We start from the raw sequence: 14,584 nt of genomic DNA, 5'->3' as shown, positions 1-14,584 counted from the left end.
GATCAATTCACCAATTGGTTGAGGCTCAAGATAGGCAGGAGAATGGCCATGACGATCAGCAGCACAACGCCGCCCATCACCACCAACATGGCCGGTTCGAAAAGGCTCACCACCAGCGCAATCCGCGCCGCGAGGCTGGCCTCCTGCTGTTCGGCGGCACGGGCCAACATGCGATCCAGTTCGCCGACGCGTTCACCGCTGGCGATCATGTGCAACATCAGCGGCGGAATATCGCCGCCGAGTTCCAGGCCTCGAGTCAGGGTTCCGCCCTCGCGCACCGAACGGGCAACATCGGCCATGCGGGCACGGATGGTCAGGTTGCCGATGACCTGCGCGGCGATGTGCAGGGCCTCGACCAGGGGCACGGCGCTTTGGCTCAGAATCGCCAGGGTGCTGGCGAATCGGGCGGCTTCCATCGCCCGCAAAATGTCGCCCAATAGCGGCAGCCTGAGCAGCAGGCGATGCCAGCGCAGGCGCCACAGCGGCTGGCGCAGGCTCCAGCGCCACAGCCCGAGCCCGCCGGCCAGGACCACGAGCATCAGCGCCCCATAGCGGCGCACCCCATCGCTCACCGCGATCAGCGCCTGGGTGAGCCAGGGCAACCGCTGGCCACTGTCGATGAAAATCTTCACCACATCCGGCACCACATAGCCCAGCAGGAAAGCGACAATCGCAACGCAGGCCAGCAGCAGGATCAGCGGGTACACCAGCGCCAATTGAATGCGTTGGCGAGACGCCTGACGCGCCTGGGTGTAAGTCGCCAGTTGCTCCAGCACCTGGCCAAGGTGACCGGACTGTTCGCCCGCCGCGACGGTGGCGCAGAACAGTTCGGGGAATGCCTGGGGAAACGCTTTCAGGGCCGTGGCCAGTGCGTGACCTTCCATTACCCGAGTGCGCACCGCCGACAGCAGGTGGACGACGCGACGCTTCTGGCTCTGTTGCGCCACGGCCCGCAGGGATTCTTCGAGGGGGAGCCCAGCCTGGATCAGCGTGGAGAGCTGCAACGTCAACAACGCCAGGTCGGCCGGACTCAGGCGCCCCCCGACGAAGCGGGCACCCAGGGTGGCTTGCGCCTCGCCCTCGCGCAGCTCCCAAGGCAGCAATCCGCGTTCGCGCAATAACTGCCGGGCATGACGGGCGCTGTCGGCCTCCACGCGCCCCTTGCAGCGCCGCCCTTGGGCGTCTTCGGCCCGATAGTCGAAAGTCGGCATCGCACTAATCTTCCTGGGTGATGTGCAGCAATTCATCGACACTGGTCAGGCCTTCCAGGACCCGCTGACGCCCGTCCTGGAACAGACTGCGGGAGGTCTTGCGCGCCTCGAACGCCAGCGCCTGTTCAGTAGCCCCCTGATGAATCAGTTGCGACAGCGGGCTGCTGACACTGACCAGCTCATAAATGCCGAAGCGCCCGCGGTAACCTGCCTGGCATTCATCGCACCCCCGGGCCCTGAACAGCCGGGGCCCGACATCGGCCTCGAGCCCGAGCCGCCGACAGGTGGCGGCGTCGGCTACATAGGACGTCTTGCAGTAGGGACACAGGGCCCGCAACAACCTTTGCGCGACGATGCCGGCCAGGGACGAGGCCAGCAGATAGGCATCCACGCCCATGTCCACCAGCCGCGTGATCGCGCCGACGGCGCTGTTGGTATGCAGGGTCGACAACACCAGGTGACCGGTCAGGGAGGCCTGGACTGCGATTTCAGCCGTCTCGCGATCACGGATCTCGCCCACCATCACCACGTCCGGGTCCTGGCGCAAAATGGCTCGCAAGCCACGGGCGAAGGTCATGTCGACCTTCGGGTTGACCGGCATCTGGCCGATGCCCGGCAAGTGATATTCGATCGGGTCTTCGACGGTGAGGATGTTGCGGCTCTGGTCGTTGAGGCTGCTGAGCGCCGCGTACAGGCTGGTGGTTTTCCCCGAGCCCGTGGGGCCGGTTACCAACACGATACCGTGGGGTTTGGCGAGCAACCGACGCAGGCTCGCCAGGGTGTCATCCGGCAAGCCAAGGCGCGGCAGTTCCAGGCGCCCGGCCTGCTTGTCGAGCAAGCGCAACACCACTCGCTCGCCATGGGCCGACGGCAGGGTCGAGACCCGTACATCGACCTCATGCCCGGCCAGCCGCAACGCCATCCGACCGTCTTGGGGGATTCGTTTTTCAGCGATATCCAGGTGTGCCATGACCTTGATCCGCGATACCAGCAGGCTGGCCAGCTCACGGCGTGGACGCAGCATTTCCCGCAGCTGGCCGTCGATTCGCATGCGGACCGACAGGTATTGCTCGTACGTTTCCAGGTGCACGTCCGACGCTTGTTCGCGGACCGCTTCGCTGAGCAGCGCGTTGATCAAGCGGATAATCGGCGCATCGCCCTGCTGCTCCAGCAAGTCGGCGGTCTGTGGCAGTTGATCGGCCAGGCTGAGCAAGTCCAGCTCCTCGTCCAACCCCTGAGCCACCTGTTCGGCCGCGCTCTGGCCCTGGCGATAGACACAGGCCAGACGCGTCGCGAATTGCGCCGGCTCCAGCACCTGGATCGGCAGTTCCCGACCACATCGGCGACGAACCTCCGCCAGCGCAGTCAGCGGCGCATCGCAACGCATCACCAGGCTCACGGCAGCCCCTTCGCCGTCCAGCAGCACGCCGTGGCGTCGGGCAAAACCGAAGGGCAACGGGGCCAGGGACTCGCTCACAGGTCACCTCGATTCTGCGGCAACGGATCTGCCGAAGACGCCTCCAGGGAAGGCTCGAACAACTGGCGAGCGTCTCTGGGCAGCAACAGCGAATTATTCTGCCGCGAGCCCGGCTTGCTCAGCTCCCGGAGCGCGTCGTAGCGCTGGCGACTGACATCCGCCAGGTCTTCCTTGCCGCGCACGATGGTGGGCCGCAGGAACACCATCAGGTTGCTCTTGGTCTGGGTGTCGCGGGTCCAGCGAAACAGTGCGCCCAGGTACGGAATGCTGCGCAACAGCGGCACGCCGCTTTCCTGGGAACGGACATCGTCGCGGATCAGGCCACCGATCACGATGATCTCGCCGTCGTCCGCCAGGATCGTGCTCTTCAGGGCACGCTTGTTGGTGATCAGGTCCGAGGAATCCACGCCGGCAACAGACGGGGCAATGTCCGAGACTTCCTGCTGGACCTCAAGGCGCAAGGAGGAACCCTGGTTGATGTAGGGCTTGATCTTGAGGCTGATGCCGACGTCCTTGCGCTCCACCGTGGTAAAGGGATTGTCCGCGCCGCTGCTGTTGGTGGCGTAGGAGCCGGTCTTGAACGGCACGTTCTTGCCGACAATGATCTCCGCTTCCTGGTTATCCAGAGTCAGCAGGCTGGGAGTGGAGAGCAGGTTGCTGCGGGTATTGCTCGCCAGGGCCGATATCAGTGCACTGAAGCGATCGCCGCCCAACCGCAGGAGCACGCCATCGACGTCCTTGGGGTTCAGCTCGCCGATGATCGGCGTGTTGGTTCCCGAAAAACTGATGACCCCCGCCGCGCTGCCACTCTTGATCCCCCACTGCACCCCCAGCGCTTCGGCAATGTCTCCGGAAATTTCCACGATGGCGGCGTGGATGAGCACCTGGGCCCGAGGTTGGTCCAGCTCCCGGACGATATTCTCAATGGTGCGGACCTGGGCCGGTTCGGCGATCAACACCAGGGCATTCTGGCTTTCGTCGGCCTTGATCATGAACGCGTTGGCGGAAACGCTTTCCCGCAGGCCGGCCTGGGCCGGTGCGGACTTCTTGTCTTGCCCGACGCCTTCCAGCACTTCGGCCAGTTGCTTGGCATCGCTATGGCGCAAGCGGATGACCCGCGCATTGTCCTCGGCCGCGGAAGCTGGAACGTCCAGGGTCCGAGCCAGTTCGGCCAAGCGTTGACGCACCCGCGGTGCGCCGATGATCACCAGGCGATTGCCCCGCGTGTCGGCGATCACCGAGCCTGCGGTGTCGCCCTCGCGCTTGCTGCCGGATGCTTCCAGGATCGACGCGATATCCCCGGCCCTGGCATGACGCAACTGCACCACCCCATGATTGCGGTTGTGTCCCGAGTCCAGCTGTTGCGCGACTCGAGTGATGCGCTGCACATTGGCGGCCGTGTCAGTCAACACCAGCGCGTTGGAGGAAACCGAAGGCCCGATGTAGCCACCACTCGATACCAGGGGGCGAATCAGTCCGGCAACGTCAGCAGCAATGCTCGACTGCAAGTCGATGACCCGGGTGACGAACTGCGATGGCGCTGGGTCCTTGGTCTCGCCGGCGCCGGCCCGGGTCCTGGCATCGGCGACCGGGGTGATCAGGATCCGCTCGCCTTCATCGATTACGGTGAAGTTGTGGGCATCGAGTACCGAATAGAACAACCGACGCACGCCTTCACGATCCAACGCCTCGCGGGACATGACGGAAATGCGCCCCGACACCCTGGGATCGAGCACCACGGTCTTGCCCAGGATCGCGGATATCTCTTCGACCACGTCACGCAATTCGGCATTGTTCATCGCCAGTTGCCAACGCGCCTCCTCGGCCCGTGCCACGTCGGTAAATATCAGTGGGCAGGACACGGCAAGACAGAGCAAGGCGTGGGAGACACGGCTGCGGATAACGCTGTTCATGAATTCGATCACTCTGAATGCCCGGCCGCCGGGCGTATGTATTGCGAGGAATGGGCTGTTGCAGGGCGCTCATCTTCGCGCCCCACCCGGCGCAGCCAAGGCTTTGCCTCTTGCTTCAGGGCCAGGCGTTCTTCACGCCCGTTGCGCCACAACGTCACATGATCGGCTTCCACCCGGCGCAGCAGGCTGCCACTGGGCAAGCGCTCGCCCACCCGGTAGAGGCGCGCACCCGCAGCGTCAGCCAGCAACGCCCGCGACAGGCCCTGGGCGACGACAAAACTGGCTTGCAAGGTCATCGGCTCGGCGCTTAACGCCTGGGCGCCAGCGGGTGTGAGGCCGAGCACGGTCGCCACGGCTTGGACGTTGGGTGAGCGGTCAACCGGAACAGTCGGCGACTCGGCAACCACCGGCACTTCACGGCCCAATGCCTGGCGAAAACGCCACTCCTGCCCGGCCAGAAATACGCCATGCAGCAGCGGCACGAGCCACACCACGTGCCGTGCGAAGGAATAGTTTGAATGCATCACCGCGCTCTCGCTTGAAGACGCCGGGCAACCCCTACGGATTGCCTGGCGCCGTCCTCTCAGGACTTACAACTTGTCCCAGGCGCTTTGCCAGGAAGCACCGACACCGGGCTCGAAGCCATTCGCCGTCGGGCTGTATTGCTTGCAATAACCGGACGCGGGGAACGGCTTGCACTCGAAGACCTCGTTGGTCTTGGGCTGCAACACCTTCGTACCGGCGGTGTATTCACCGAGGTTTTCAGGGAACACGAAATCGTATTCCACGTCTGCGCCCTCACCGGTCAGGGTGACACCGCGAGTGTCCTGGCGAGTGGTGCGCCCGTCCTCTGTGGTGCCTACCAGCGTCAGGGTGTGGGCGCCCGGGGCACTGCGCACGTCCATGCTCAGCCCGATATTGCCTTCACCTGCGGATTGGCTCACGACACCGACCGGCTTGTTCTTCTCATCGAGCAACGTGGCTTCAAGGTTCATCCGGCGGTTGGTCTGCGCCGCGAACGTCATGTTGACGCGGCCCTTGTCGAGTACATATTCCGGCTGCAGGGAAGCAATCGTCATGCTGGCGCCAGCGTCTTCCAGCATCTCCAGTTGCACTTCATACCGGATCACGCCGCTTTCTTTCTGGGCATACAGGTTGTTGGTACCTCGAACCGGCGTGATATTGCCTTCATCGTCGCGAATACCTGCACGAATCAGGGGGTGGGCCAGGTTGATGGCTTCGGCCAGCTTGAACGACCAGTTCTCAGGCCGGCCTTCCTCAGCGGCGTCAATGCCGATAGCCACGCTGTAGGGGGGATTTTCGCCAGTGGCGGAGAACGCTCGTGCCTTGACCTTGTCACCCACCAGCAACGGAGTGGACGATGCAATGCTGCCCACCGGCGACCAGCCCCCCGGTAGCGCGGCTTCAGCGAGGATGTTCACGTCTGCCGGATCGTAGAACGCATTGTCGGTGTCACCCACCGTCCAGACCGCCAGGATCACATGATGTCCCGACTTGCTGTCGGGTATGACGCAGTTGTGCCTGGCCCCCGGTTTCGGAGTCTGGTTGCCGCCATCCACGCTGCAGAACGGCGTAGTGTCGAACGAGGCACGCTTGAGTGCCTCGTTCGGGTTCCAGCCATCGCGGGTAATGAAGTACTCATGCCGGGTCGCCGGATGCACAGCGGTGTATTGCCACTGGAAGGCGATGTTGCGGTCGCGGATCTCGGTCTGGTGCCAGCGCGTGGCCGACTGCGCATCAAGGGCGGAAAACAGCGGGTGGCCACCACTGGCTATCTTTCCGTCAATGGGTCCTTGCAGGGGCGCACCACCTGCCCCATTCGGAAAACCCTTGAAGGTTTCACCCGTGCTCTGGGGCTCGTATTGCGCGCCACCGCAGTTCTTGTTTTCACCTTTCTGACACAACAGAGCACGTGAAGGCGGTACTTCCAGAAAACCATGGGCAAGCGCCCCCTGCGATACCACCAAGGTCGACAAGAGAACCAAGGAGCAAGCAGATCCCATCAATACCGAGCTCTTGTTGAAGTTGTTTTTCATATAAGTTCCAGGCTAATCATTCGAGATCGGGAAGACGTATCACCGTCATCTTGAAAGGCACGCAGGAGTGCTCAGCGCCGCACCTCTCAAGCGCCGAACCTTATAGAAAACTCAATATTTGCTATGTAGGGTAAATCTCTCTAGATAGAAGGAAGTATCTTTGAATCACTTTCTCTTACATGACGAAAGAAATTTCTTACACATAAGACGCTAGCTGACATAAACAACAAACACGCCGAACCAAACAACTGACTAGTTAGCGTTGAACAGGTAAAAGACGCCCATAAAAAAACCTGTCCGACACGGGGTCGGACAGGCTGCTTTAGTGGGGTGAGGCTATGCGGTTAATTCGAGTGTACGAATTAGCCGCCACTAGGCGTGATATTGCGCCGACAGCTCATGCACAGCCCGCAGGAATGCACCGGCATGTTCCGGATCAACTTCCGGGGTAATGCCATGGCCGAGGTTGAACACATGGCCGCTGCCCTTGCCATAGCTGGCGAGGATACGCCCGACTTCAGTACGGATGGCTTCGGGTTTGGCGTAGAGCACGGTCGGGTCCATGTTGCCTTGCAGCGCGACCTTATGACCGACCCGTTCGCGGGCGTTGCCAATGTCGCAGGTCCAGTCCAGGCCCAGGGCGTCGGCACCGGCATCGGCGATGCTTTCCAGCCACAGGCCGCCGTTCTTGGTGAACAGAATCACCGGGACCTGGCGCCCGTCATGTTCACGGATCAGGCCGCTGACAATCTTGCGCATGTAGGCCAGGGAAAACTCCTGGTACGCCGCCGCCGACAGGTTGCCGCCCCAGGTATCGAAGATCTGCACCGCTTGCGCACCGGCCATGATCTGGCCGTTGAGGTAGGCCGTCACCGACTGCGCCAGCTTGTCCAGCAACAGGTGCATGGCTTGGGGGTTGTCGTAGAGCATGGCCTTGGTCTTGCGGAAGTCTTTCGACGAACCACCTTCGACCATGTAGGTGGCCAGGGTCCACGGGCTGCCGGAGAAGCCGATCAGCGGCACACGGCCGTTGAGTTCGCGACGGATGGTGCTGACCGCGTCCATGACGTAGCCCAGGTCTTTCTGCGGATCGGGAATCGGCAGCGCTTCGATATCGGCCAGGGAACTGACGACTTTCTTGAAGCGCGGGCCTTCGCCAGTCTCGAAGTACAGACCCTGACCCATGGCATCGGGAATGGTGAGGATGTCGGAGAACAGGATGGCCGCGTCCAGCTGCGGGTAGCGATCCAGCGGCTGCATCGTCACTTCGCAGGCAAACTGGGGGTTCATGCACAGGCTCATGAAGTCGCCGGCCTTGGCGCGACTGGCGCGGTACTCCGGCAGATAGCGGCCGGCCTGGCGCATCATCCACACCGGGGTGACGTCTACGGGTTGCTTGAGCAGGGCGCGGAGGAAACGGTCGTTCTTCAGGGCAGTCATGTCGGCATCCGGAAAAAAAGTGCGGGCATTTTCTCAGAGCGCGACGCAAAAGGCACGGCAAGAGCCGTGCCTTTTATCTATCGGGGCAATTTGTCGCGGTGCCGCATAAATCCAGCAACGCGACAAAACAACTGTGGAAGCGGCTTTTGTGGGAGCAAGGCTTGCCCGCGATGAGAACACCGCGGTCTCTTGAGTACGCGGCGTCTGGATCGCGAGCAAGCTTTGCTCCCACAAAAGCTTGCTCCCACAGGGTTGTGTGTCGCCTGGTCAGACTTGCAGGTAATCCAGAATCCCCTCAGCCGCATTGCGGCCTTCGAAGATCGCTGTCACCACCAGGTCGGAACCACGGACCATGTCGCCACCGGCGAAGATCTTCGGGTTGCTGGTCTGGTGCTTGTACTGGCCTTGTTCCGGGGCCACGACGCGGCCCTGGCTGTCGGTCTGGATGCTGAACTGCTCGAACCAGGGCGCCGGGCTTGGACGGAAGCCGAAGGCGATGACCACGGCGTCGGCCGGGATGATCTCTTCGGAGCCTGGAATCGGCTCGGGGCTGCGGCGGCCACGGGCGTCCGGCTCGCCGAGACGCGTCTCGACCACTTTCACGCCTTCGACCTTGTCTTCGCCCACGATGGCTATCGGCTGGCGGTTGTAGAGGAACTTCACACCTTCTTCCTTGGCGTTCTTCACCTCTTTACGCGAACCAGGCATGTTGGCTTCGTCACGACGGTAGGCACAGGTCACCGACTTGGCACCCTGGCGGATCGAGGTGCGGTTGCAGTCCATCGCCGTGTCACCACCGCCGAGCACCACCACCTTCTTGCCTTTCATGTCGACGAAATCTTCCGGCGATTTTTCAAAGCCCAGGTTGCGATTGACGTTGGCAATCAGGAAGTCCAGGGCGTCGTATACACCCGGCAGATCCTCGCCGGCAAAACCGCCCTTCATGTAGGTGTAGGTGCCCATGCCCATGAATACTGCATCGTATTCTTCGAGCAGTTGCTCCATGGTCACGTCCCTGCCCACCTCGGTGTTCAGGCGGAACTCGATACCCATGCCGGTGAAGACTTCGCGACGATTGCTCAGCACGGTCTTTTCCAACTTGAACTCGGGGATGCCGAAGGTCAGCAGGCCACCGATCTCCGGGTTCTTGTCGAACACCACCGGGGTCACGCCGCCGCGCACCAGAACGTCGGCGCAGCCCAGGCCCGCAGGGCCGGCACCGATGATGGCAACCCGCTTGCCGGTCGGCTTGACCTTGGACATGTCCGGGCGCCAGCCCATGGCGAACGCGGTGTCGGTGATGTACTTCTCCACCGAACCGATGGTCACCGCGCCAAAGCCGTCGTTCAAGGTGCAGGCGCCTTCGCACAGGCGATCCTGCGGGCAGACCCGGCCACAGACTTCCGGCAGGGTATTGGTCTGGTGGGACAGCTCGGCGGCCTGGAGGATGTTGCCCTCGGCCACCAGCTTCAGCCAGTTGGGAATGAAGTTGTGCACCGGGCACTTCCATTCGCAGTACGGGTTACCGCAGCCCAGACAACGGTGGGCCTGGTCGGCCGACTGCTGGGGCTTGAACGGTTCGTAGATCTCGACGAACTCTTTCTTGCGTTGACGCAACAGTTTCTTCTTCGGATCCTTGCGCCCGACATCGATGAACTGGAAGTCGTTATTCAGACGTTCAGCCATTGTTAAAACCTCATCAAACTCTTCAGGCGCATATCACTGCGGGTTGGCACGGGTGCTGGAAAGCAACGACTTCAGGTTGGCAGCCTTCGGCTTGACCAGCCAGAAACGACGCACGTAGTCATCGAGATTTTCCGCGAGTTCACGACCCCACTCGCTGTCGGTTTCCTCGACGTACTCATTCAGCACGCGCTGCAGGTGGCTGCGGTAGGCTTCCATCGCCTCGCCGCTGATCCGCTGGATTTCCACCAGTTCGTGGTTGACCCGGTCAACGAAGCTGTTGTCCTGGTCGAGCACGTAGGCGAAACCACCGGTCATGCCAGAGCCGAAGTTGTAACCGGTCTTGCCCAGAACACAGACGAAACCACCGGTCATGTACTCGCAGCAGTGATCCCCGGTGCCTTCCACTACGGTATGGGCCCCGGAGTTACGCACAGCGAAGCGCTCGCCCGCGGTGCCAGCGGCGAACAGCTTGCCGCCGGTGGCACCGTACAGGCAGGTATTGCCGATGATGGCACTGTCCTGGGTCCTGTAGACGCTGCCCTTGGGCGGAACGATGACCAGTTTGCCGCCGGTCATGCCTTTGCCCACGTAGTCGTTGGCATCGCCCTCCAGGTACATGTTCAGGCCGCCAGCGTTCCAGACGCCGAAGCTCTGGCCGGCAGTCCCCTTGAAGCGGAACGTGATCGGCGCCTGGGCCATGCCCTGGTTGCCGTGCTTGCGGGCGATTTCGCCGGAGACCCGCGCACCGATGGAACGGTCGCAGTTGCAGATATCCAGGCTGAAATCGGCCCCGCTCAGGTCGTTGATCGCCGAAGCGGCCATGTCGACCATCTTCTCGGCCAGCTCGCCCTTGTCGAACGGCGGGTTGCGGTCGACCTGGCAGAATTGCGGCTTGTCCGCCGGGATCAGATCGCTGCCCAGCAACGGGGTCAGGTCCAGGTGATGCTGCTTGGCGGTCTGCCCTTCGATCACATCCAGCAGATCGGTGCGGCCGATCAGCTCTTCGAGCGAGCGCACGCCCAGCTTGGCCAGCCACTCGCGGGTTTCTTCGGCCACGTAGGTGAAGAAATTCACCACCATGTCGACGGTGCCGATGTAATGGTCCTTGCGCAGCTTCTCGTTCTGGGTGGCCACGCCGGTGGCGCAGTTGTTCAGGTGGCAGATGCGCAGGTATTTGCAACCCAGGGCGATCATCGGTGCGGTGCCGAAGCCGAAGCTCTCGGCGCCGAGAATGGCCGCCTTGATCACATCGAGGCCGGTTTTCAGGCCACCGTCGGTCTGTACCCGGACCTTGCCGCGCAAGTCGTTGCCGCGCAGGGTCTGGTGGGTTTCAGCCAGGCCCAGTTCCCATGGCGCACCGGCGTACTTGATCGAAGTCAGCGGCGATGCACCGGTACCGCCGTCGTAGCCTGAGATAGTTATCAGGTCGGCATAGGCCTTGGCCACACCGGCGGCGATGGTGCCGACGCCCGCTTCCGCCACCAGCTTCACCGAAACCAGTGCCTGCGGGTTCACCTGCTTGAGGTCGAAGATCAGTTGCGACAAGTCTTCGATCGAGTAGATGTCGTGATGGGGCGGCGGCGAAATCAGGGTCACACCGGGCACCGCGTAACGCAGCTTGGCGATCAGGCCATTGACCTTGCCACCGGGCAACTGGCCGCCTTCACCGGGCTTGGCGCCTTGGGCAACCTTGATCTGCAACACCTCGGCGTTGACCAGGTACTCCGGCGTCACACCGAAGCGGCCGGTGGCAACCTGCTTGATTTTCGAACTCTTGATGGTGCCGTAGCGTGCCGGATCTTCACCGCCTTCACCGGAGTTGGAACGCGCACCGAGGCGGTTCATGGCTTCGGCCAGGGCTTCGTGGGCTTCCGGGGACAGGGCGCCAAGGGAAATGCCGGCGGAGTCGAAGCGCTTGAGCACCGATTCCAGGGGTTCCACTTCGCTGATGTCCAGCGGCGTGTCCAGGGTCTTGACCTTGAGCAGGTCACGGATCATCGACACCGGGCGGTTGTCCACCAGCGCCGTATATTCCTTGAACTTGCCGTAGTCACCCTGCTGCACGGCGGCTTGCAGGGTGTTCACCACATCCGGGTTGTAGGCGTGGTATTCGCCGCCATGGACGAACTTCAGCAAGCCACCTTGCTGGATCGGCTTGCGCGGACTCCAGGCTTCCGCGGCCAGGGCTTTCTGCTCGGCTTCGATGTCGACGAAACGCGCGCCCTTGATGCGGCTCGGCACGCCACGGAAGCTCAGCTCGCAGACTTCTTCGGACAGCCCGATGGCCTCGAACAGTTGCGCACCACGGTACGAGGCGATGGTCGAGATGCCCATCTTCGAGAGGATCTTGAGCAGCCCCTTGGTGATACCCCGGCGGTAGTTCTTGAACACCTCGTAGAGATCGCCCAGCACTTCACCGGTACGGATCAGGTCGCCAAGCACTTCGTAGGCCAGGAACGGATAGACCGCCGAGGCACCGAAACCGATCAGCACCGCGAAATGATGCGGATCGCGGGCGGTGGCGGTTTCGACAAGGATGTTGGAATCGCAGCGCAGACCCTTTTCGGTCAGGCGATGGTGCACCGCACCGGTGGCCAGGGATGCGTGAATCGGCAACTTGCCCGGCGCGATGTGACGGTCGCTGAGCACGATCTGGGTACGACCGGCGCGAGCGGCTTCTTCGGCCTGATCGGCCACATTGCGGATGGCCGCTTCGAGGCCGACGCTTTCGTCGTAGTTCAGGTCGATGACCTGACGGGCGAAGCCCGGACGGTCGAGGTTGGTCAGCGAGCGCCACTTGGCAGGGGAAATGACCGGCGAGCTGAGGATCACCCGCGAGGCGTGCTCCGGCGACTCCTGGAAAATGTTGCGCTCGGCCCCCAGGCAGATTTCCAACGACATCACGATCGCTTCGCGCAGCGGGTCGATCGGCGGGTTGGTCACCTGGGCGAACTGCTGGCGGAAATAGTCGTAAGGGGTGCGCACACGCTGCGACAGCACGGCCATCGGCGTGTCATCGCCCATGGAGCCGACCGCTTCGTAACCCTGCTCGCCCAGAGGACGCAGCACTTGGTCACGCTCTTCGAACGTGACCTGGTACATCTTCATGTACTGCTTGAGTTGATCGACATCGTAGAAAGCCGAGCCGTGGTCGTTGTCTTCCATGGTTGCCTGAATGCGCAGGGCGTTCTTGCGCAGCCATTGCTTGTATGGATGACGGGACTTGAGACGGTTGTCGATGGCGTCGGTGTCAAGGATCTGGCCGGTTTCAGTATCCACGGCAAAGATCTGGCCCGGACCTACGCGACCCTTGGCGATGACGTCTTCGGGCTGGTAGTTCCAGACGCCGATTTCCGAAGCCAGGGTGATGAAACCGTTGGTGGTGGTGACCCAGCGCGCCGGGCGCAGACCGTTACGGTCCAACAGGCACACGGCATAGCGGCCGTCGGTCATGACGATACCGGCCGGGCCGTCCCACGGTTCCATGTGCATGGAGTTGTATTCGTAGAAGGCTCGCAGGTCCGGGTCCATGGTCTCGACGTTCTGCCACGCCGGTGGAACCAGCATGCGCACGCCACGGAACAGGTCAATGCCGCCGGTCACCATCAGTTCGAGCATGTTGTCCATGCTCGAGGAGTCCGAGCCCACGCGGTTGACCAGCGGGCCGAGCTCTTCGAGGTCCGGCATCAGGTCATTGGCGAACTTGGTGCGACGGGCCAAGGCCCAGTTGCGGTTGCCGGTGATGGTATTGATCTCGCCGTTGTGGGCAAGGAAGCGGAATGGCTGGGCCAGCGGCCACTTCGGCAGGGTGTTGGTGGAGAAGCGCTGGTGGAACACGCAGATCGCGGTTTTCAGGCGCTCGTCGCTCAGGTCCGGATAGAAGGCGGTCAGGTCCGCCGGCATCATCAGGCCTTTATAGATGATGGTCTTGTTGGAAAAACTGCAGATGTAGTGGTCGGTGTCCGCGGCGTTGGCCACGGACGAGCGACGACGGGAGCTGAACAGCTTGATCGCCATTTCCTGGTCGCTCAGGCCTTCGCCGGCGATGAACACCTGTTCTATCTGCGGCAGGCGCGCCAGGGCCAGGCTACCGAGGACACTGGTGTCGATCGGCACTTTGCGCCAGCCGACCAGTTGCAGGCCGGCGGCCAGGATCTCGCGGTTCATGTTCTCACGAGCTGCCTGAGCCTTCACCGGGTCCTGGTTGAAGAACACCATGCCCACGGCGTACTGCTTGGGCAGGGTGACGCCAAACGTTTCCTGGGCAATGGCACGCAGGAACTCATCCGGCTTTTGAATCAGCAAGCCACAACCGTCACCGGTCTTGCCGTCGGCGTTGATCCCACCACGGTGGGTCATGCAGGTCAGGGCCTCAATGGCCGTTTGCAAAAGGGTATGACTGGGCTCGCCCTGCATATGGGCTATCAGGCCAAAACCACAGTTATCCTTGAATTCATCTGGTTGGTACAGACCTGCTTTCATAGACACTTTCTCACCAGGCTGCCTCTTATCGAGACAAATTTCTTTTCAATTCAGCCAGTTGCATGTCGCGCCGAACGTACGCCGGCTTTGCGGGGGCAAAAGGGAGGTCATTGTACATGCCGACACAGACACCCACAAATTTGACGACGAAACGCCGCAAATTCATGTCGCATTTGTGAAAGGTTTAAAGCTATACGCTGTGCTAGTCAAAACTTTTTTGGGTTCGACCGCTACGACTCAAACGCTACTGTGACGCAGACACCACAAGGCGCGCGGCCTGGAAGGTCGCTCGCTCTTGCAGAAATGTTGAGGTTGCCG

Annotated in this window: 8 protein-coding genes; all 8 read right to left on the bottom strand. The window is 62.0% G+C overall.

Translation table 11 applies throughout. The features are described 5' to 3' along the window. Window positions 1–2: 2 nt before the first annotated feature. The gene (gspF, locus tag QZH45_RS03020) at window positions 3–1,211 is read right to left on the bottom strand and encodes a type II secretion system inner membrane protein GspF (RefSeq protein ID WP_024779894.1); all 1,209 of its coding nucleotides are present in this window, start codon (window positions 1,209–1,211) and stop codon (window positions 3–5) included. Window positions 1,212–1,215: 4 nt separating this feature from the next. Beyond that, complete coding sequence (gspE, locus tag QZH45_RS03015; protein WP_024779895.1) at window positions 1,216–2,688, bottom strand: type II secretion system ATPase GspE; 1,473 nt, start codon at window positions 2,686–2,688, stop codon at window positions 1,216–1,218. Next, window positions 2,685–4,601 (bottom strand): type II secretion system secretin GspD, encoded by a 1,917-nt coding sequence (gene gspD / locus QZH45_RS03010; protein WP_024779896.1) that lies wholly within the window; start codon window positions 4,599–4,601, stop codon window positions 2,685–2,687. Before gspD ends, gspE begins: the two co-directional genes overlap by 4 nt. An 8-nt stretch (window positions 4,602–4,609) precedes the next feature. After that, window positions 4,610–5,125: a type II secretion system protein N gene (locus tag QZH45_RS03005; protein WP_024779897.1), complete on the bottom strand. Its 516-nt coding sequence runs from the start codon at window positions 5,123–5,125 to the stop codon at window positions 4,610–4,612. 66 nt (window positions 5,126–5,191) lie between these two features. Continuing rightward, the gene (gene gbpA, locus QZH45_RS03000; protein WP_024779898.1) at window positions 5,192–6,658 is read right to left on the bottom strand and encodes an N-acetylglucosamine-binding protein GbpA; all 1,467 of its coding nucleotides are present in this window, start codon (window positions 6,656–6,658) and stop codon (window positions 5,192–5,194) included. A 372-nt stretch (window positions 6,659–7,030) separates the two neighbouring features. After that, on the bottom strand, window positions 7,031–8,098 hold the full coding sequence (gene hemE, locus QZH45_RS02995) for a uroporphyrinogen decarboxylase (protein WP_024779899.1): 1,068 nt from the start codon (window positions 8,096–8,098) through the stop codon (window positions 7,031–7,033). A gap of 267 nt (window positions 8,099–8,365) precedes the next feature. Further along, window positions 8,366–9,784, bottom strand: coding sequence for an FAD-dependent oxidoreductase (locus tag QZH45_RS02990; protein ID WP_024779900.1), 1,419 nt, complete (start codon window positions 9,782–9,784; stop codon window positions 8,366–8,368). 33 nt (window positions 9,785–9,817) lie between these two features. Further along, window positions 9,818–14,266: a glutamate synthase large subunit gene (gltB, locus tag QZH45_RS02985; RefSeq protein ID WP_024779901.1), complete on the bottom strand. Its 4,449-nt coding sequence runs from the start codon at window positions 14,264–14,266 to the stop codon at window positions 9,818–9,820. Window positions 14,267–14,584 lie beyond the last annotated feature (318 nt).

It is taken from the genome of Pseudomonas corrugata, assembly GCF_050920615.1.
Lineage (GTDB): Bacteria > Pseudomonadota > Gammaproteobacteria > Pseudomonadales > Pseudomonadaceae > Aquipseudomonas > Aquipseudomonas corrugata.
This window is presented reverse-complemented; position numbering and strand designations above follow the sequence as displayed.